Here is a 19433-nt window from a genome sequence, read left to right on the forward strand (position 1 = left end):
AAATGAAACTCAAAGGGCTGAGCCCTGTACAATACAGGACCCAGCCCTTAAATCGTCCCAGCCTTTAAACTGTCCAACTTTACGGGGTCAGTTCAAAACCCGGGCTTTCAAAAAGATTAGGGGAGTCGCTATCGCTATTATGCCGCCGCCGCTTCCGCCTCGTCTTCCTCGACCTCGGCTTCCGCGTCGGCCTTGGCGCCGCGCTTCGGACCCTTGGCGAGGTTAACCTCGATGAGGCGGACGGCCTCCGTTTCCGACATCTTGTTGACGGCGGCGATTTCTCGCGCCATGCGGTCAAGTGCAGCTTCATAAAGCTGGCGCTCGGAATAGGACTGCTCCGGCTGGTTTTCCGCGCGGTAAAGGTCGCGCACCACTTCCGAAATGGAGATCAGGTCGCCGGAATTGATCTTCGCATCATACTCCTGCGCGCGGCGCGACCACATGGTGCGCTTGACGCGCGCGCGACCCTGCACCACCTTCAGCGCACGGTCGACATAATCCGTCTCGGAAAGCTTGCGCATGCCGATGGTCGACGCCTTGGCGACCGGCACCTTGAGGCGCATCTTGTCCTTCTGGAAATCGATCACGAAAAGCTCGAGCTTGTGGCCGGCCACTTCCTGCTCTTCGATAGCAACGATCTGGCCTACGCCGTGCGCGGGGTAAACGATGAATTCGCTCGTCTTGAAACCCTGACGCGTCGCGGGCTTTTTCGGTTGGGATGTCATACGCATAATACTCCCTGTTGTGCCCGGCGGCCCCCGCCGGTTGACACATGGTACGCCGCCCCCTCACAAGCAAGGGAGAAGCCGGTCTGTCGACCTGGCCGGAAAGCGAAAATCAAGAAAAGAAACGCAAATCTTGCCCGGATACGGGGCTTGGTGTCGGCCTTAGCCACACAATTCCACCGGCGCCCGCTAAAGTCCGGAAAAAGAAAACAGCCTTTCGGTGATTAACGCATATGCGCCACGAGTTGACGTCCAGCCATCGACATATGAACAAAGCATTAACACAAAAAGCTGAAAGAATCAACAATTTGCGGCTGGTGCTAAAAATAAGTCAGCTGGAATGGTTTACGACGAAGCGCTTACCTTCCCCGCAAGGGGGAAGGAAGGCCTCAATCGCCCTCGCCTGGTTCGGGAGAGAAAAACTTCTCGAATTTACCCTCCACGCCGTCCATTTCCTTGGCTTCGGGCAGTTCCGGCTTCTTGACCGTCAGGTTCGGCCATTTGCTGCCATATTCCGCGTTGATTTCCAGCCATTTGTCGAGGCCCGGTTCCGTATCCGGCTTGATGGCCTCAGCCGGGCATTCCGGCTCGCAGACGCCGCAATCGATGCACTCGTCAGGATTGATGACGAGCATGTTCTCGCCCTCGTAGAAACAATCGACCGGACAGACCTCGACGCAATCCGTGTATTTGCAACGGATGCAATTGTCAGTCACGACATAGGTCATATCAGGACTCCTGAGACAGTCTTAATAAATATGGCTGTGAGCTAACGCTTTTGAAGCTGGCTGGCAAGAGGACAGGCGCTGTCAATGACCCAGCCTTTGCAGAACGCGAAATCATATCTGCGAGAATACTGAAACGTAAAATATTTTTACAGATGCGCCTCAGCCAAGCGAACGTGTCGTCACTCGAAATCCCTGAGCCTGTCCGTCTGCCGGCGTTCGCGTTTGGTGGGACGACCGCTACCCGACTCACGCATGGGCGGCAGCCCAGCCGGCCCTACGTCGGCACCTTCCTTTGGTTGCGGCGATATGTCCTCGTAGAGCAGCCGCGCTTCCTCCGCCGGGCCGCGCCGATGTCCCGTATCCAGAACCTTGTAGATGAGAATTCGCCGATCCAGCGTGACGGTCAGCACGTCGCCGACCTTCACGGCATGAGAGGCTTGGTCGATCTTGTCGCTGTTGATCCGCACCCGCCCGCCCGTGGCAAGCTTGGCCGCAAGCGAACGGGATTTGACGACGCGCGCGAAGAACAGCCATTTATCGATGCGCTGTCTTTCGCCCGTCGCCATGGCCTTACTTCTTCAATTGCTCCCTAAGCGCCGCCAGCTTGGCGAAAGGCGAATCCGGATCGATCTTCACCGGGCGCTCCTGCCGTTCATGACGCTTGCCGCCGTCACGGTTCGCATGATGCGGCTTGGCGCCGTTGCGCGGCTCATGGCTTTCCGGTCTGGCTGAATTGCCATCGCGGGGTTTCCCTTTGTGGAAAGGCTTTCCGTCCTTTCCATCATTGCGCTGGCCGTCATGACGTGGCTTCCCACGGAAATGATTGCGGCGCTCGCCTTCTCTCTCCGCCGCTACCGGTCCCGGTGCATCGCCAGTGCTATTCTGGCCCGTACTACTCTGATTGCCACGGTTCTGATTGCCGGCATTCCGGTTAGGCCGATTGCTCTGCCTGTTGCCCGCTTGGTCCGGCCGGCGTCCGCGCCCTTCGGCGCGCCCCTGTCGCCACAACAACACCGGCTTCGGCTCTTCCGCCGCTTCCGTTGGCACGGCATCGGGCTTTACCGCCGCCGCTTCCACCGGTTCAGCCATGGGCGCGGGTGCCTGAGCCTTCTTCTCCAGCATCATCGCCACGTCGCCCACCGGTTCCGCGGCAGGCACGGCAGGCCTTCCGGAGGCGGCGTCCTTGGAGGTTGCCTGCATTGCGAAAGCATCGAGTTCGGCGAGCTTGGCCGTTACGCCGGCGGCATCCACCGCTTCATGGCGATAGCCAAGATTGCGCAGCACCTCCTCCATGTCATCGGCGGTCGCGCCGAGAATGGACATCATCGCAGGCGTTACGATGAAACGGCTGCCGTCATAGGCACCATCCGGCCGCGTTTCCGCACCGGGACGCCAGGCAAGCGCCGGCCGGATGAGATCGGCAAGGCGCTCCAGAATGTCGATACGCACCGCGCGCCGGCCCAGCATACGGAAGCCCGCGAGCCTGTAGAAGGCGGGATCGAAGGACGAATCGGTGACGACCGACGTGCGGCCTGCCGCCAGCATATGTACGACATCGCCATAGCCGGGACGCTCGCGCGCGTCTTCCTTCAACGCCCAGAGCAGCGTGACCAGCCCTGCGGGCGCGGGCTTCAAGAGCGCCGGCACGAAAACATGATAGGCGCCGAAGCGCACGCCCAGCCGGCGAAGCGCCGCGCGCGATTCCTGGTCGAGGCCGCGCACGTCTTCCGCCACATCGCGGCGCTGCAGGATGCCGAAATTCTCAACGATCCGGAAGGCGAGACCGCGCGTCATGCCGGTCAACGCATCGGCGTTGACCAGATCGAACAGCGGCTTCAGCACCGTTTCCAGATGATGCGCCACGAAACGGTCGATACGTGCAGCAACCTTCTCCCGCGCGGGTCCGGTCAGTTGCTCGTCCGCCAGAAGCACCGCGCGGGGCTTCAGCGCATCTTCCCCCGCCACCAGCATGGCAATAGTTGCACCGACCCAGCGCAATACGCCATCCGACCCTAGCGCGAAATCGCCATTGGCCGACGCGGCGAACCGCTCGGCCCGGCGTTCGAACTCGGCGGCAAGCGCCTTGTGAGCGGCTCCCTTCAACGCTTTCGCATCAGACCCTTCGGCCTGGGTATCGGCGGTAAATCGGAACCCTTCCAGTTGCCCGACATGGTGCCCCTCGACAAGGACATCACCAGATGGGCTGATTTCGGCTTCAAGCATGGCATTCTCTCTCAGACGCTTCATGAGCACGCTTGTCCTGCGGTCTACAAAGCGTTTCGTCAACCGTTCATGCAACGCATCAGACAATCTGTCCTCTATTTCGCGCGTCTTTTCCTGCCAATGTGTCGGATCGGCAAGCCATCCTGGCCTGTGCGACACGAAAGTCCAGGTGCGAATCTGCGCGATGCGGTGCGATAGCGTATCGATATCGCCGTCTGTCCGGTCCGCCTGGCGCACCTGTTCGCTCATGTAGTTTTCGTCCACATGGCCGCGCCGGACAAGATCATTATAGATCGAAGCGATAATATCGGCATGTTGCGCCGGGGCGATCTTGCGATAGTCCGGCAGCGCGCAAGCATCCCACAGCCTCTCCACGCGCTCCGGCCTGTCAGACAGCCGCGCAAGATCGGCATCGCGCGCGAGATAATCGAGCGACTGGGCATCCACGGCGGGCAAGGCGCGCACCAATCCTTCCACCGGCGCGGGCGTATCGATCGAACGGCGCAATGCGTCGATGGAAGAAAAATCGAACCGCGCCGTGCGCCATTGCAGCACGCGCACCGGATCGAAGGCATGAGCCTCGACCTTTTCCACAAGCGCGCTTTCGAACGGGTCCACCCGGCCTGTGACGCCGAAGGTGCCGTCACGCAGATGCCTGCCCGCGCGGCCGGCGATCTGGCCAAGCTCCGCCGCGGTCAGATCGCGGAACTGGTAACCGTCGAACTTGCGGTTCTGCGCGAAGGCGACATGATCCACATCAAGATTAAGCCCCATCCCGATGGCATCCGTCGCCACCAGAAAATCCACGTCGCCCGACTGATAGAGCGCGACTTGCGCATTGCGCGTGCGCGGCGAAAGCGCGCCCATGACCACCGCCGCGCCGCCGCGCTGGCGACGGATCAGTTCGGCGATGGCATAGACCTCATCCGCCGCGAAGGCGACGATTGCCGAACGGCGCGGCAGGCGCGTGATCTTCTTCGAGCCGGAATAGGCGAGATGTGAAAGACGCGGCCGCGTGACGACGGAAATGCCGCGCAACAGCTTTTCCAGAATGCCGCGCATGGTGGCGGCGCCAAGCAGCAGCGTCTCCTGCCGTCCACGCAAATGCAGGATGCGGTCTGTAAAAATATGGCCGCGCTCGAGATCGCCCGCGAGCTGCACCTCATCTATCGCGACGAAAGCCACATTGGTGGAGCGTGGCATCGCCTCAACGGTACAGACGGAATAGCGCGCGCCTGACGGCACGATCTTCTCTTCCCCCGTCACCAGCGAGACGTGTTGCGCCCCCACGCGCTCGACAACCCGCCCATAAACTTCGCGCGCGAGCAGCCGCAGCGGCAGGCCTATGATGCCACTCTCATGCGCCAGCATCCGCTCGATGGCGAGATGGGTTTTGCCGGTGTTGGTCGGCCCCAGAACGGCGGTCACATCCCGGCCGGAGAGGATAAGAGGCAGTTCGTTTGCAGGCTGATGGTTCATTTTATGCGACCGGTTTCCAGACTGAACTCAAGCGAATAGCATTATCGGCCACACACCGAAACCCGTATATCGGTTCGCGCATGATCCCGAAAAGTTGTAGACTTTTCGGATAAGCTCATGCGACTGAAAGCAAGTCACGTTAAGAAACGGAACGTGAACGGAACGAATCGGCGACGAATCATTGACTTGGAACAATTCTCGCTTTGTTCACCACTACATGTAGCACTTCGAGGGCATTTCCTGCTACATGATGACATGCTTGAAAGCCTGAACGGCGACCCAAATGCCCGGTCGTTAACTTTTGCCGGAGGCTCATGCCGGCCTGAAATTCCGTGCTCGGAATTTTTAAGAAAATTTCAATGATTCCTTATAGTTGCTTAAAGCTACGGACAATGTCTGAGCGACACTCGTTAACCTCCCGATCAAACATGGAACGAATCGGAGACGAATCAGCTTTTCACCCGTCTTCCTGCTTTGTTCCTACAACATATAGTATACGGCCCACCAAAACCGCATAGCCGGTATGAAAATACTTCGGCTTCCTGATAGTCCGCTCCACCCGGCGTTAATCTTTTGTGCCGTTTTGGGGCATCTCAAGCCATATACTGCCCGCCATTGGCGGTAATGGTGGAGCCGGTGATGAAGCCTGAATTATCCGATGCCAGGAAAACGACGATCCGCGCGACCTCTTCCGGCTCGCCCAGCCGCCCTACCGGGATATGTGGCAGCACCCGCTCCTGCAGCACCGTCTCATCCATGGCCCGGACCATCTCCGTACCGATATAGCCGGGAGCTACGGCATTGACCGTTATTCCCACGCGCGCGCCCTCCTGCGCCAGCGCCTTGGTCAGGCCGATGGCACCGGCCTTGGCCGCGGAGTAATTAACCTGCCCCGCCTGCCCCTTCTGGCCGTTGATCGAGGAAATATTGATGATGCGCCCGAATTTACGTGCCCGCATTCCCGGCCAGACCGGGTGCGTCATGTTGAAAATGCCATTGAGATTTGTGTCGATGACTTCTTTCCACTGCTCAACGGTCGCCTTGTGAAACATCGCGTCGCGCGTGATGCCGGCATTGTTGATCAGCACCTCGATCGGCCCCAGCTCGGCTTCGACCTGGGCGATTCCCGCCACGCAGGCCTGATAATCGGAAACATCCCAGCGATAGACCGGTATTTTATTGTCCGCGCTGAACCGCGCCGCCGTATCGCCATCGCTGGAATAATTGACCGCAACACTGTAGCCGGCCTGTTTCAATGCGATGGCGATGGCCGCGCCAATGCCGCGTGATCCGCCTGTAACCAGTGCGACCCTAGCCATTTTTCCTCGCATACCTATTTTGCCGACCGCCACTGAGGCTTTATTGAGCCTTTTTAAAGGCGTTCCACGCAAAGCGCGACGCCCATCCCGCCGCCGATGCACAAGGTCGCAAGCCCTCGTTTGGCCTGCCGCCGCTTCAGCTCATAAAGCAGCGTGGTGAGGACACGTGCCCCGGACGCCCCGATCGGATGGCCGATGGCGATGGCGCCGCCATTGACGTTGACGATATCCGGATTGAGTCCGAGATCCCGCACGACCGCGCATGATTGCGCCGCAAATGCCTCATTGGCCTCGATGAGATCGAGATCGCCAATGCTCCACCCCGCCTTTTCCAGCGCTTTTCTCGTCGCGGGAATTGGCCCCGTGCCCATGATCGCGGGATCAACTCCCGCCGTCGCCCACGAGACGATGCGCGCCAGCGGTTCTATCCCGCGCCGTTCCGCTTCCGCCTCGCTCAGAAGCACCACGGCAGCCGCGCCATCATTGAGACCAGAGGCATTGCCCGCGGTCACCGTGCCATCCTTGTCGAAGGCCGGCTTCAGCTTGGCCATCGCTTCAAGCGTCACGCCATGGCGGATATACTCATCCTCGGAAACAATGGTTTCGCCTTTGCGCGTTTTCACGGCAACCGGGACGAGCTCATCCCCGAACCGCCCCGCCTTCTGCGCCGCTTCCGCCTTGTTCTGCGAAGCGACGGCGAACCGGTCCTGCTCCTCGCGGCTCAATTGCCATTGCCGGGCAATGTTTTCCGCCGTGATGCCCATGTGATAGCCATGAAAGGCGTCGGTCAGGCCATCCCTAAGCATCGTGTCGATCATCTTGAAATCGCCCATCTTCACGCCGCCGCGCAGATGCGCGCAATGCGGCGCCATGGACATGGATTCCTGTCCGCCGGCGACGATTATCCTCGCATCACCCATGGCAATCTGCTGCATGCCGATGGCGACCGCGCGCAAGCCGGAGCCGCAAAGCTGGTTCAGGCCCCAGGCGGTGGTTTCCTTCGGCAACCCAGCTGCCATCGCCGCCTGCCGCGCCGGGTTTTGCCCCTCGCCCGCCGTCAAGACCTGACCCAGCACCACCTCATCGACCTCGCCCGCCTCGATACCGGCGCGCAACAACGCCTCATGGATCACCGCCGCTCCCAGCTCATGCGCGGGAACATTGGCGAAAGCGCCATTGAACGAACCAACGGGCGTGCGCGCCGCGCTGGCGATGACGATATGGTCGTTCCCACTAGAACTGTTCATGAAAGGTCTCCTTGCTCTTGAGCTGACCCAAGATGAAACGAGACGCACGCCTTGGCAAGGGCGCCGCGCAATGCAAGCCATGCCCCAATCCTGCCCAAATCCTGCAGCGCACAAACGCTTTGAAATATGTGGGTTTTTGGCCTATCCTTCGCTTGGGGAAGAGGGTGTAACCATTGCGGGGAGGCGTTCGTGGCAACCAAATCAGGCCAAACGACGATTATCAAGAAATATGCCAATCGCCGGCTCTACAACACCGGGACGAGCACCTACGTCACGCTCGAAGATCTGGCGGAGATGGTCAAGAAGGGCGAGGAGTTCACCGTTCAGGACGCCAGGACGGGCGAGGACATCACCCATAGCGTATTGACGCAGATCATCTTCGAGCTGGAGAACAAGGACAGCCAGTATATGCTGCCGATCTCCTTCCTGCGGCAGTTGATCGCCTTCTACGGTGACCAGATGCAGACGATCCTGCCCAGTTATCTGGAACAGTCCATGGCGGCTTTCACGCGGGAACAGGAACGGATGCGCGAGCAAATGACCGGGGCTTTCGGCAAATCTTCCGCCGATTTCATGCGGATGAATATTCCCGTCAAATTGATCGAGGAGCAGGTGCGCCGCAACACCGAGATGTTCAACCAGGCAATGCGCATGTTCAGCCCCGCCCCGTTCAGCGACGCGCCGAATGGCAAGACAACCGAAACAAGAAAAGACGAACCCGAAGCGGCAAAGCCTTCGAGCGACGAATTGCGAGAACTGAAGGAGCAGGTCGCCGCGATGCAGCGCAAGATCGATGAGATTGTGAAATAAATCCCTCACCGGCCAGCGTTTCCCTTTCGCGTAAAAGCCTCTAGAAGGCGGCAGTTTCAATTTTCTCAGGAGAATACCCATGGCGCAGCTGACGCTAGACAAAGCCAATCAGATCATCGAGGGCGCGCTTGCCAAGGCGAAAACGCTGGGGCTGAAGCCGCTGGCGATTGCTGTCTTCGATGCCGGCGGACATCTGAAAGCCTTCCAGCGGCAGGACGGAACCTCAATCCTGCGCTTCGAGATCGCCTCGGGCAAGGCCTTCGGCGCGCTCGCCGTCGGCGCCGGCTCGCGCTGGCTGCACAACCAGGCAAAGGACCGCCCGCATTTCCTCGAAGGGCTTTCCGGCATCTCCGGCGGCCGCGTCATGCCGGTGCCGGGCGGCGTGCTCATCAAGGATGCCAACGGCGAAATTTTGGGCGCCACCGGCGTTACCGGCGACACCTCCGACAATGACGAGGCGGCTGCCGTGGCGGGCATCGAGGCGGCGGGATTTGCCGCTGATGCCGGGTAAGGTATTTCGCTTTAAATAAGAGATATCGGCAAGGGATACCCCCCTCTGCCCTGCCGGGCATCTCCCCCTCAAGGGGGGAGATTACGCCTTCATCAACGCACGGCACCAATCGCAGACATTGCCGGATGGCAGCCGATGGTCATGTCAGCCAATCTCCCCCCTTGAGGGGGAGATGTCCGGCAGGACAGAGGGGGGTGTTTCGCACTCAGTCAAAACGCCATAAACAAAAAGACCGGCTCAAAAGCCGGTCTTTTTAATTTCCGCAGCGGAAAAAGGCTGAAAGCTCAGCCTTCCTTCGGCGTCAGAACCTGGCGGCCGCGATACATGCCGGTCTTCAGGTCGATATGGTGCGGGCGGCGCAGTTCGCCGGAGTTCTTGTCCTCGACATAGGTCGGGGCCTTCAGCGCATCGGCGGAACGGCGCATGCCGCGCTTCGACGGGGATGTTTTTCGTTTAGGTACTGCCATGGATCTTGCTCCACTGATCGGTCAACAAAGGTCCGGCCCGGCCCCGGCGGAGCCTGTCACATCGGACAAAATTCCGGAAAGTTCGCTTGGGCCTATACACGCAATAGCGCCGTTTGACCAGAGTGCCCTGCATTTTTTTGGCGCGCAGAATGCGATTGATTTGAATCGGGCATCTGCAACTTTTCAGGATCGCGCTCAAGCTCACGCGCGCTATTGCAGACACCTCACATAGGGCCCGGCTCGCCGCGCCCGCGCCTCAACGATGCGGGCGATGCGCTGCATCCCCCGGCTGGGCTTGGCCGGATTGCGCAGGATCGGATTTGGCAGCGTTGCAGCGAGCAAGGCCGCCTGCCGCGCCGTCAGCCGCGAGGCGGAGCGGCCGAAATGGTGCTGCGCGGCGGCCTCAATGCCATAAATCCCCGGCCCCCATTGGGCGATGTTGAGATAGATTTCCATGACCCGCCTTTTTGACAGGATCGTATCGGCGGCCATCGCAAGCGGCAGTTCCAGCATTTTGCGGACGTATGAGCGACCATTCCAGAGAAAAAGATTCTTCACCGTCTGCATGGTGATGGTGGAGGCGCCACGCGTCCGCTCGCCCTCCGCCGCTTGCCCAATCACCAGATCGAGCTGGCGCCAGTCGATACCCGCATGGCTGCAAAATCGCCCGTCCTCCGAAACCAGCACCGAATTGACGAGGACAGGGGAAATCTCATCGAGAGACACCCATTGCCGATCATAGCCCGAAAACGTCACCGCATCCGTCAGCATCAGTGTGGAGACGGGATGAACGAAGGGAACGATATAGACGAGAAGCAGCAGAAGTGGCGTGAAAACCAGAAAAAGCAAAGCCCTTCCGAAGCCACGCAACAACCGCGTATGAATCGGATCAGTCAGATAACCCCTGCCGCGTCTCTCCCTGATCACAACTTTCGCCACGCGTCTTGCCCGCTTGCCCCACGCTTTCGGCATAGAACATTCCATCCGAAGATTGAACCCGTCGCCCGACAAAACGGCTGGATTTCAGCTTCGATCCCTTTTGGCCGCAAGTTTTTCCTCAATACGACGGTTCCATGAAAAAGCTTGGGGGCCATTATCACCCGGTTGACCGGCGCGCGGCTTTCGTTCATGCCGGTCCCATGGCAGCCGACATTTTTCTCCCCGATTTCGAAACCGCCCTCGCCTCGCGCGCCCGTTCCGTGGAAGCCGCGCTGGAAAAACTGCTCGACGACCGCGCGCGCAACGGCGAGATCGTCCGGCCTCAGCGCCTCCTGGCCGCGATGCGCCATGGCGTCCTCAATGGCGGCAAGCGGCTTCGTCCTTTCCTGGTCATGGAAAGCGCTGCCCTCTTCGCCGCCGACAAGGAACCGGCGCTGCGCGTGGCGGCAGCGCTCGAATGCATCCATTGCTATTCCCTAGTGCATGACGACCTGCCCGCCATGGACAATGACGATATCAGGCGCGGTCAGCCGACCGTGCACAAGGCCTTCGATGAAGCGACAGCCATTCTGGCTGGCGACAGCCTGCTCACCTATGCCTTCGAGATCATCGCCGGCGAGGAAACGGCGCTGCCCGTCCAGACGCGCATGACGCTGGTCACGGCGCTTGCCCGCGCCGCCGGCCATGGCGGCATGACCGGCGGCCAGATGCTCGACCTTGCCGCCGAAACCCGCAAGCCGGACGAAGCCGGCATCATCACCCTGCAGGCGATGAAAACCGGAGCGCTCATCCGCTTCGCCTGCGAGGCCGGCGCCATCATCGGCAACGCCACGCCTGAGGACCGCGAGCGCCTCGCGGAATACGGCGCAGCCATCGGCCTCGCCTTCCAGCTTGCCGACGATCTCCTCGATGTCACCGCCGACGCGGCGAAAATGGGCAAGGCGACCGGCAAGGACGCGGCGGCAGGCAAGGCAACGCTCGTCTCGATGCACGGCGTGGAATGGACAAAGAAGCAGCTGAAGGGTCTCGTTGAACAGGCCGAAATGCTGCTCGAACCTTTCGGCGCAGATGCCGCGCTTTTGAAGCAAGCCGCGCGGTTTATTGCGGATAGGCAGAGTTAAGGCTGGGCACAAAAGGCAGTCATCACACCCTGCCCTACTGCCCTACTGCCCTATTCACCTGCTGCTTTCCCATCCCAAACCGGTTCTCGATATACTCCGCCACCATCTTCTGGAACTCCCCGGCAATCCCCGGTCCGCGCAGGGTCGTCACCTTCTTGCCGTCCACAAAAACCGGCGCTGACGGCGTTTCGCCGGTGCCGGGCAGCGAGATGCCGATATCGGCGTGTTTCGATTCGCCCGGCCCGTTGACGATGCAGCCCATCACCGCAACTTGAAGCGCCTCGACGCCGGGATATTTCTCCCGCCAGACCGGCATGTTGGCGCGCAGATCGTTCTGGATGGTCTGCGCCAGTTCCTGGAACACCGTCGAGGTCGTGCGCCCGCAGCCGGGGCAGGCCGCGACGATCGGCACGAATTGCCGGAACCCCATGGTCTGCAGGAGCTCCTGCGCCACCTGCACCTCGCGCGTGCGGTCGCCGCCCGGCTCCGGCGTCAGCGAAATGCGGATCGTGTCGCCGATTCCCTGCTGCAGAAGAATGCCCATCGCGGCGGATGATGCCACCACGCCCTTGGTGCCCATGCCGGCTTCGGTGAGGCCCAGATGCAGCGCGTGATCGGATCGCTTCGCCAGTTCCGTATAGACGGCGATCAGGTCCTGCACCTGGCTGACCTTCGCCGACAGGATGATTTTCGAGCGCGGCAGGCCGATTTCCTCCGCAAGCGTCGCCGAAATCAGTGCCGATTGCACAATCGCCTCGCGCATCACCTGCTGCGCCGTCAGCTTCGAGCCTTCCGCCTGGTTGCGGTCCATCAGTGTCGTCAGTAGCTCCTGATCGAGCGAGCCCCAATTGACGCCGATGCGCACCGGCTTGTCATAGCGGATCGCCATCTCGACGATATCAGCGAACTGCTTGTCCTTCTTGTCCTTGAAGCCCACATTGCCGGGATTGATGCGGTATTTCGCCAGCGCCTCGGCGCAGGCCGGGTGATCGGCCAGAAGTTTATGGCCGATATAGTGGAAGTCGCCGACCAGCGGCACGTCATGCCCCAGCCTGTCCAGCCGCTCGCGAATTTTCGGCACCGCCGCCGCCGCCTCGTCACGGTCGACGGTGATGCGGACGATCTCCGAGCCGGCGCGATGCAGCGTGGCCACCTGCGCCACCGTCCCATCCACATCGGCGGTATCCGTATTGGTCATCGACTGCACGACAACGGGCGCGCCGCCGCCGACCATGACGCCGCCGACCATGACGCCAATCGACGTGCGGCGGTCGAAGGGGTGAGAGAAATAGCCTGGTGTTTCGCTTGCCATTTTACTTGATCGCCAGTGAGCGTGTTTCGCGCGGAGAATATCACCCGCTCATGGCGGTTTTATAGCTTTTACACGCGCTGCGCCACCGTCTCGTGGTGCTCTCCCGCATCCGCATAGCGCGCCAGGCCGGAGAATGCCAACACCACCGCCTGAAGCAGCGGCAAGGCTGCGAACACCGCCGAAAAGCCGGTATGCTCCGCGATGAAACCGATGGTGGACGGCGCGAACAGGATGCCGGAATAGCCGAGCGTGGTGGCGATGGACAGGCCGACGCCCGGCGCCATTCCCGGCAGATTGCCGGCGATGGAGAAGACGATGGGCACCATGTTGGAAATGCCGATTCCGCACAGCGCGAAGCCGAGAATGACCATGGTCGGATCCGGGGCAAGGCTGGCGGCCAGCATGCCGATCATCGCGATGACAGTGCATATCCGCAGCGTCATCACCGCGCCGAGCTTGTCGCGCACCAGATCGCCCGCGAAGCGCATGATGGCCATGGTCAGCGAGAAAGCGGCGAAGCCGAGCCCGGCAACACCCGCATTCGCGCCCAGATCCTGGCGCAGATAGAGCGCGCTCCAGTCAAGCACCGCGCCCTCCGGCACCATGCAGAACAGCGCCATCGCGCCCACCAGCCAGGGCAGTGGCTTCAATGGCAGGCGCGCGCGGGAGGTTTCATCGACGGATGATTTTGCGGGGCGGTCCATATGCACTATCGGCCATGCCACAGCCAGCATGACGGCCGCTATTGCGGTGGCAACTATTGCATGAACCGTCGGGCCGGAATGCTCGATGAGATAACCGCCAAGCCCGGCGCCAAGAAGGCCGCCAAGGCTCCAGAACGCGTGGCAGGACGACATGATGGCGCGGCGCATCTTGCGCTCGACCGCCACCGCATTGGCGTTCATAGCGACATCCATGCCGCCGACGAAACCGCCGAAAAGAAAGAGCGCAATACCCGCCATCGGCACGCTCTGCGTGAAAGTCAGCGTGAGAATGGACGGCACCAGCAGAACCGCCGATATCTTGGAGACGCGGGCCGAACCGAGCCGGGCGATCTGCATTCCCGCCACCGGCATCATGACCAGCGACCCGACGCCGAAGACGAGGATCATCAGTCCGAGTTCGCTCTTATCCAGATGAAGCCGCTCCGCGAATTCCGGAATTTTCGGCGCCCAGTTGCCCACGATGAAGCCATTCACGAGAAAGAGCAGCCATACGGCCAGCCTCTCCTTAGGCAAATAACCGGACCGACCGGCATCTGCCAGCGGCGTCTCCACGCGCATTTCCATGTCTTCCTCCAGTCAAATCTTGCCGGCCCGGACGATTTCAACGCCCAGCGCCGCGATGTCATTGATGATGGCCGCGTCGGCATCGTGCTCAACGACAAGCCGCCCGCACTCCGCCATGGCGATCACATCATGCGGCGCTGCAGTGCCCAGTTTTTCCGACATGGCGGTCGTCATGACACAGCGGCTGCGCCGGGCGATCGTCCGCTTGAACTCGGCATCTTCAAGATGAAACGCGGTGATGCCTGCCTCCGCATCGACACCGCAGGCGCCAAGGATGCAAAGATCCGGCCGCAACCGTTCCGCGTCGCCAAGAGCCCTGCTCCCGAGCGCTCCACCCACCCGCCGGTCCACCGCGCCGCCGATCAAGATGACATCGACGGCCTCCATCAGAACCGAAGCGATAGGAGGCGCATTTGTAACGACGGTAACGCCTGACAATGACGAGATTTCCCGCGCGATGGCGAGATTGGCCGAAGATGCGTCAAGGAAGACAAGCATTCCCGGCTCGATAAACCGTACGGCAGCGCGGGCAAGCGCGCCCTTGCGCTCCGGCTGGTCCACCGCCCGCTCCGCGAAAGGCGCCGTAGGGGGAATAGCCAGCGCGCCGCCATAGACGCGCCGGCAGAGCCCGGCGACAGCCATTTCCCGCAAATCCCGCCGGATCGTGTCTTCCGAGACGGAAAACTCCCGCGCCAACTCCCCCGCCAGCACCTTGCCGGATGCGGCAAGCTTCTCAACGATCCGCGCCTGCCGCTCCTGCAAAAGAAAATCCGATCCGCTCATGCTTGCCCTTAATCATGCATAATCGTGTATAAACGTGCATGATGCATAGCGGCCTCGGACGCGGCTGGCAAGGGCCCTCGAAATGATTCCCGATGACCGCCATATATGATAGGTTCGACCCCGACAGGCTGTTTCAGATAAGAGGCCACCCATGCGCAGCACACAGTTGAAAGTCACCTTGCCGGATGACATGGCACAAATGGTGAAGGACAAGGTGGCCTCGGGCGAATATGCCAGCGAGAGCGAGGTTATTCTCGACGGGCTGTACGCCTTGCAGGAACATGAAAGCCCTCACGAGGGCGACCCAGCGTTTGAACACTGGCTGCGCGAGGTCATCGCTTCCTACGATGAGGTGAAGGCAGATCCCAGTCGAACGCTCACTATAGAGCAGGTCCGGGAGCATCTCGCCGCAAAGCGGTCAGCTTCAGCGTGATTTTACGCTGTTCACCTCTCGTCAAAAGCTCTGCGCCAGCTCGACGAGTTGGAAGCGCGTATCGCAGAGGCTGGATCACCCCTCGCAGCGCGGCGATTTATCGATTCCATCGTGGACTATTGCGAGAGCTTCCGAACCTTCCCGGAACGGGGCACGCGACGCAAGGGTCTTCCCCAAGCCATTCGGATGGTAGGCTACCGTCGGCGTATATCGATCGCATTTGAAGTTACTAAGGACGCCGTAATTATTCACGGCATTTACTACAGCGGCCAGGACTACGAAGCCGATTTGCGCGACGGCGACGAATAGCACCGCCGCGCAAACGCTGTCACTCAAACACCACCAGCAAATCCTTCGCGTCGATCTGGTCGCCTGCCCGCACCAGCACTTCGGCAACCACGCCATCCCTCTCCGCATGGATAGCCGTTTCCATCTTCATCGCCTCGATAGAGGCGAGCACATCTCCCGCCTTCACCGGCTGGCCCGCCGCGACGGCGACCGTGGAGACGATCCCCGGCATCGGAGCCCCGACGTGGCTGTCGTTGCCCGGCTCCGCCTTGCGCCGCACGCCATTGCCCGCCGCGCCTTTGGCCCGGTTCGGCACTTTCACGCGACGCGGCTGGCCGTTCAGCTCGAAGAACACGGTGACCATACCCTTCTCGTCCGTATCGCCCATCGCCTGATTGAGGATGACAAGCGTCTTGCCGCGTTCGAGATCGACGAAGACCTCTTCCTCCTGCGCCAGCCCGTAGAAATAAACCGGCGTCGGCAGCACGCTCGTTGGCCCATAGGTTTCACAGGCAATCGCGTAATCGGTGAAGACCTTGGGATACATCAGATAGGAGGCGAACTCCTGGTCGCTGATCTTGCGCCCAAGCTTCTCCTCGATGTCCTTTCGCTCCTTGTCGAGATCGGCGGAGGCGAGCAGCGATCCCGGCCTGACCGTGAACGGCTTCTCGCCTTTCAGCACCTTCTTCTGCAAGGCCGCCGGCCATCCCGAAGGCGGCTGGCCGAGATCGCCCCGCATCATCGAGACGACCGAATCCGGAAAGGCGATGTCCTTCTCCGGGTTCTCCACATCGACGACCGTCAAATCCTGGGCAACCATCATCAGCGCCATGTCGCCGACCACCTTGGAAGAAGGCGTGACCTTGACGATATCGCCGAACATGCGGTTGACGTTGGCATAGGCCTGCGCCACTTCATGCCAGCGGGCCTCCAGCCCCAGCGAGCGCGCCTGCTCCTTCAGATTGGTGAACTGCCCGCCCGGCATTTCATGCAAATAGACTTCCGATGCCGGTCCCTTCAGATCGCTCTCAAACGCGGCATATTGCGTGCGCACCGCCTCCCAATAGAAGGAAATCTTGCGGATCCACTCGGGATCGAGGCCCGGATCGCGCTCGGTGCCGGACAGCGCCTCGACGATGGAACCGAGGCAGGGCTGCGAGGTATTGCCCGAAAGCGCATCCATCGCCGCGTCCACCGCATCGACACCGGCCTCCACCGCCGCCAGCACCGTCGCCGCCGAAATGCCGGACGTGTCATGGGTATGGAAATGGATCGGCAGGTCCGTCGCCTCGCGCAACGCCCCAAACAACACCTTCGCCGCCGCCGGCTTCAACAGCCCCGCCATATCCTTGACGGCGATGATATGCGCCCCGGCCTTCTCCACTTGTTTAGCGAGCGCTATATAATAGTTCAGGTCGTATTTCGGCCTGCTGGCATTGAGGATATCGCCCGTATAGCAGATCGCCGCCTCGCAGAGCTTGTCCTCCTCAAGGATGGCATCCATCGAGACGCGCATGTTCTCCACCCAATTGAGGCTGTCGAACACCCGGAACAGATCGACGCCGCCACGCGCTGCCTCACGCACGAAATATTTGACCACATTGTCGGGATAGCTCTTGTAGCCGACGCCGTTTGCCCCGCGCAGCAGCATCTGCAAGAGGATGTTGGGCGCCGCCTCGCGCACCAGCGCCAGCCGCTCCCACGGGTCCTCGGTCAGAAACCGCATCGACACATCGAAGGTGGCCCCGCCCCAGCACTCCAGCGAGAAGAGGTCGGGCAGCACGCGGGCATAAGTTCCGGCGATGCGCGCAATGTCATAGGTGCGCATCCGCGTCGCGAGTAGCGACTGATGCCCGTCGCGCATCGTCGTGTCGGTGATCAACACTTGAGTTTGATCGCGCATCCACTGCGCAAATTTCTCCGGCCCCAATGCATCCAGCCGCTGCTTCGTGCCGTCGGCGATCTCTCGGCCACCTGCATAAGGCACCCGCGGAGCCGCCGCATCCGCCGGCGGCTTTGCCCTGCCCTTCGTCTCGGGATGGCCGTTCACCGTCACGTCAGCCAGATAGGTGAGAAGTTTGGTGGCACGGTCCTGCCGCTTCACATGCTCGAAAAGCTCCGGCGTGTTGTCGATGAACTTCGTCGTATAGGCGTTATCGCGGAATTGCGGATGCGTGATGATCGCCTCTAGGAACGTCAGGTTCGTCGCCACGCCGCGTATGCGGAACTCGCGCAGCGCCCGGTGCATGCGCAGAATCGTCTCCTCCGGCGTCGGCGCCCATGCCGTCACTTTTTCGAGCAGCGGATCGTAGAAGCGGGTGATCACCGCGCCTGAATAGGCGGTCCCCCCATCGAGCCGGATGCCGAAGCCGGTCGCGCCGCGATAAGCGGTGATGCGGCCGTAATCCGGGATGAAGTTCTGTTCCGGGTCTTCCGTGGTGATGCGGCATTGCAGGGCATGGCCGTTGAGGCGAATGTCTTCCTGCGCCGGCACGCCAGAATCGGGCGTGCCGATGGCAGCCCCTTCCAGAATGCGAATCTGCGCCTTGACGATATCGATGCCCGTCACCTGCTCGGTGACCGTGTGCTCCACCTGGATGCGCGGATTGACCTCGATGAAATAGAATTTGCCCGTATCGGCATCCATCAGGAATTCAACGGTGCCCGCACCGATATAGTCCGTCGCGTGGGCGATCTTCAGCGCATGATCGGCCAATTCCTTGCGCTTGAGATCATCGAGATATGGCGCGGGCGCGCGCTCGACCACTTTCTGATTGCGCCGCTGGATCGAGCAATCGCGCTCGAAGAGATGCACGGCATTGCCATGGGTATCGCCCAATATCTGCACCTCGACATGGCGCGCGCGCTCCACCAGTTTTTCAAGGTACACCTCGTCCTTCCCAAACGCCGCCATCGCCTCGCGCTTGGCCTCGGTCACCTCCTTGACGATCTCATTGGCAGAGCGGATGGCACGCATACCGCGTCCGCCACCACCCCACGAGGCCTTGAGCATCAAGGGATAGCCGATCTTCTCCGCCATCGCCTTGACGGCATCCATGTCGTCGGGAAGCGGCTCGGTCGCCGGTACGACTGGAACGCCGATCTCGATGGCCAGATTGCGCGCCGCCACCTTGTTGCCGAGGCGGCGCATCGTCTCCGGCTTCGGCCCGATGAAGACGATGCCGTTCGCCGCACAGGCTTCTGCGAATTCCGGGCTCTCGGACAACAGTCCATAGCCCGGATGGATCGCATCAGCCCCGGAAAGCTTGGCGACGCGTATGATCTCATCAATCGAGAGATAGCTTTCGATCGGCCCCAGATCACGCGGCAGATGCGGCCCGCGCCCGACCTGATAGCTCTCATCCGCCTTGAAGCGGTGCAGCGCCAGCTTGTCCTCTTCCGCCCATATGGCGACCGTTTTCAGTCCCAGCTCATTGGCCGCGCGGAAAACCCGGATGGCGATTTCGGATCGATTGGCGACGAGGATCTTCTTGATCGGCAAGGCAGGTCTCCCAAACTGCAAGCATGACTACGGAGCTTGAGGAGCGGAGCCGATCCACCTTCTATTTGTTATTATCGGTTTCGGGCGAAACCGGTCTCCCCTCTAAAGCCGGCACAATGCTTACACGCAAAATGCTGCGGCGCAAACGGAGTGTGGCGGGATTGAACTGACCCCGTAAAGTTGGACAGTTTAAAGGCTGGGACGATTTAAGGGCTGGGTCCTGTATTGTACAGGGCTCAGCCCTTTGAGTTTCATTT

General features: G+C 60.9%; 15 protein-coding genes and 3 pseudogenes. 5 read left to right on the top strand and 13 right to left on the bottom strand.

What is annotated here, in order from left to right; translation table 11 throughout:
• Positions 1-137 precede the first annotated feature (137 nt).
• The 7 genes and pseudogenes from C7477_RS17850 to C7477_RS17875 form a co-directional block, all read right to left on the bottom strand.
• Positions 138-725, bottom strand: a complete 588-nt coding sequence (locus C7477_RS17850) for a CarD family transcriptional regulator (RefSeq protein ID WP_110754638.1) — start codon at positions 723-725, stop codon at positions 138-140.
• A 389-nt stretch (positions 726-1114) separates the two neighbouring features.
• Positions 1115-1453, bottom strand: a complete 339-nt coding sequence (fdxA, locus tag C7477_RS17855; protein ID WP_110754640.1) for a ferredoxin FdxA — start codon at positions 1451-1453, stop codon at positions 1115-1117.
• A gap of 179 nt (positions 1454-1632) precedes the next feature.
• Positions 1633-2019 (bottom strand): RNA-binding S4 domain-containing protein, encoded by a 387-nt coding sequence (locus C7477_RS17860; protein ID WP_110754641.1) that lies wholly within the window; start codon positions 2017-2019, stop codon positions 1633-1635.
• Positions 2020-2023: 4 nt separating this feature from the next.
• Positions 2024-2209, bottom strand: a pseudogene (locus C7477_RS19555) (hypothetical protein); the annotation flags it as partial.
• A gap of 140 nt (positions 2210-2349) precedes the next feature.
• A pseudogene (locus C7477_RS17865) lies at positions 2350-5155 on the bottom strand (helicase-related protein); the annotation flags it as partial.
• A 593-nt stretch (positions 5156-5748) separates the two neighbouring features.
• Positions 5749-6474 (bottom strand): acetoacetyl-CoA reductase, encoded by a 726-nt coding sequence (phbB, locus tag C7477_RS17870; RefSeq protein ID WP_110754645.1) that lies wholly within the window; start codon positions 6472-6474, stop codon positions 5749-5751.
• 53 nt (positions 6475-6527) lie between these two features.
• A complete protein-coding gene (locus C7477_RS17875) occupies positions 6528-7721 on the bottom strand; it encodes an acetyl-CoA C-acetyltransferase (RefSeq protein ID WP_110754647.1) in 1194 nt (397 codons plus the stop codon).
• A gap of 189 nt (positions 7722-7910) precedes the next feature.
• On the opposite strand from C7477_RS17875, the gene phaR reads away from it, so the two are divergent.
• Together phaR and C7477_RS17885 are read left to right on the top strand one after the other, a co-directional pair.
• On the top strand, positions 7911-8531 hold the full coding sequence (gene phaR / locus C7477_RS17880) for a polyhydroxyalkanoate synthesis repressor PhaR (protein ID WP_245411895.1): 621 nt from the start codon (positions 7911-7913) through the stop codon (positions 8529-8531).
• Between the two features lie 79 nt (positions 8532-8610).
• Positions 8611-9042: a GlcG/HbpS family heme-binding protein gene (locus C7477_RS17885; RefSeq protein WP_110754651.1), complete on the top strand. Its 432-nt coding sequence runs from the start codon at positions 8611-8613 to the stop codon at positions 9040-9042.
• A 284-nt stretch (positions 9043-9326) separates the two neighbouring features.
• Here C7477_RS17885 and rpmF read toward each other — a convergent pair whose 3' ends face one another.
• Together rpmF and mtgA are read right to left on the bottom strand one after the other, a co-directional pair.
• Positions 9327-9509, bottom strand: coding sequence for a 50S ribosomal protein L32 (rpmF, locus tag C7477_RS17895; RefSeq protein WP_068883196.1), 183 nt, complete (start codon positions 9507-9509; stop codon positions 9327-9329).
• 210 nt (positions 9510-9719) lie between these two features.
• Positions 9720-10448: a monofunctional biosynthetic peptidoglycan transglycosylase gene (gene mtgA / locus C7477_RS17900; RefSeq protein WP_181418465.1), complete on the bottom strand. Its 729-nt coding sequence runs from the start codon at positions 10446-10448 to the stop codon at positions 9720-9722.
• Between the two features lie 200 nt (positions 10449-10648).
• Here mtgA and C7477_RS17905 point away from each other — a divergent pair, with 200 nt between their 5' ends.
• Complete coding sequence (locus tag C7477_RS17905; RefSeq protein WP_110754665.1) at positions 10649-11569, top strand: polyprenyl synthetase family protein; 921 nt, start codon at positions 10649-10651, stop codon at positions 11567-11569.
• Positions 11570-11603: 34 nt separating this feature from the next.
• Here C7477_RS17905 and ispG read toward each other — a convergent pair whose 3' ends face one another.
• The 3 genes from ispG to C7477_RS17920 form a co-directional block, all read right to left on the bottom strand.
• Positions 11604-12881, bottom strand: coding sequence for a flavodoxin-dependent (E)-4-hydroxy-3-methylbut-2-enyl-diphosphate synthase (ispG, locus tag C7477_RS17910; protein WP_110754655.1), 1278 nt, complete (start codon positions 12879-12881; stop codon positions 11604-11606).
• 68 nt (positions 12882-12949) lie between these two features.
• Complete coding sequence (locus tag C7477_RS17915) at positions 12950-14170, bottom strand: MFS transporter (protein WP_425373597.1); 1221 nt, start codon at positions 14168-14170, stop codon at positions 12950-12952.
• 12 nt (positions 14171-14182) lie between these two features.
• On the bottom strand, positions 14183-14953 hold the full coding sequence (locus C7477_RS17920) for a DeoR/GlpR family DNA-binding transcription regulator (protein ID WP_110754657.1): 771 nt from the start codon (positions 14951-14953) through the stop codon (positions 14183-14185).
• Positions 14954-15104: 151 nt separating this feature from the next.
• Between C7477_RS17920 and C7477_RS17925 the strand changes: the two genes are divergently transcribed.
• Both C7477_RS17925 and C7477_RS17930 read left to right on the top strand, forming a co-directional pair.
• Positions 15105-15386, top strand: a complete 282-nt coding sequence (locus C7477_RS17925) for a ribbon-helix-helix domain-containing protein (protein ID WP_110754659.1) — start codon at positions 15105-15107, stop codon at positions 15384-15386.
• Between the two features lie 21 nt (positions 15387-15407).
• Positions 15408-15695 (top strand): annotated as a pseudogene (locus C7477_RS17930) (type II toxin-antitoxin system RelE/ParE family toxin); the annotation flags it as partial.
• A gap of 19 nt (positions 15696-15714) precedes the next feature.
• On the opposite strand, the gene pyc reads toward C7477_RS17930, so the two are convergent.
• Positions 15715-19176 (bottom strand): pyruvate carboxylase, encoded by a 3462-nt coding sequence (gene pyc, locus C7477_RS17935; RefSeq protein ID WP_110754663.1) that lies wholly within the window; start codon positions 19174-19176, stop codon positions 15715-15717.
• Positions 19177-19433: the final 257 nt, after the last annotated feature.

The organism is Paramesorhizobium leguminum (assembly GCF_003217235.1).
GTDB classification, from domain to species: domain Bacteria; phylum Pseudomonadota; class Alphaproteobacteria; order Rhizobiales; family Rhizobiaceae; genus Paramesorhizobium; species Paramesorhizobium leguminum.

Coding starts and splice junctions, on each gene's coding strand:
- C7477_RS17850 (WP_110754638.1), bottom strand. CDS start 725: ATGACATCCCAACCGAAAAAGCCCGCGACGCGTCAGGGTTTCAAGACG.
- fdxA (WP_110754640.1), bottom strand. CDS start 1,453: ATGACCTATGTCGTGACTGACAATTGCATCCGTTGCAAATACACGGAT.
- C7477_RS17860 (WP_110754641.1), bottom strand. CDS start 2,019: ATGGCGACGGGCGAAAGACAGCGCATCGATAAATGGCTGTTCTTCGCG.
- phbB (WP_110754645.1), bottom strand. CDS start 6,474: ATGGCTAGGGTCGCACTGGTTACAGGCGGATCACGCGGCATTGGCGCG.
- C7477_RS17875 (WP_110754647.1), bottom strand. CDS start 7,721: ATGAACAGTTCTAGTGGGAACGACCATATCGTCATCGCCAGCGCGGCG.
- C7477_RS17885 (WP_110754651.1), top strand. CDS start 8,611: ATGGCGCAGCTGACGCTAGACAAAGCCAATCAGATCATCGAGGGCGCG.
- rpmF (WP_068883196.1), bottom strand. CDS start 9,509: ATGGCAGTACCTAAACGAAAAACATCCCCGTCGAAGCGCGGCATGCGC.
- C7477_RS17905 (WP_110754665.1), top strand. CDS start 10,649: ATGGCAGCCGACATTTTTCTCCCCGATTTCGAAACCGCCCTCGCCTCG.
- ispG (WP_110754655.1), bottom strand. CDS start 12,881: ATGGCAAGCGAAACACCAGGCTATTTCTCTCACCCCTTCGACCGCCGC.
- C7477_RS17915 (WP_425373597.1), bottom strand. CDS start 14,170: ATGGAAATGCGCGTGGAGACGCCGCTGGCAGATGCCGGTCGGTCCGGT.
- C7477_RS17920 (WP_110754657.1), bottom strand. CDS start 14,953: ATGAGCGGATCGGATTTTCTTTTGCAGGAGCGGCAGGCGCGGATCGTT.
- C7477_RS17925 (WP_110754659.1), top strand. CDS start 15,105: ATGCGCAGCACACAGTTGAAAGTCACCTTGCCGGATGACATGGCACAA.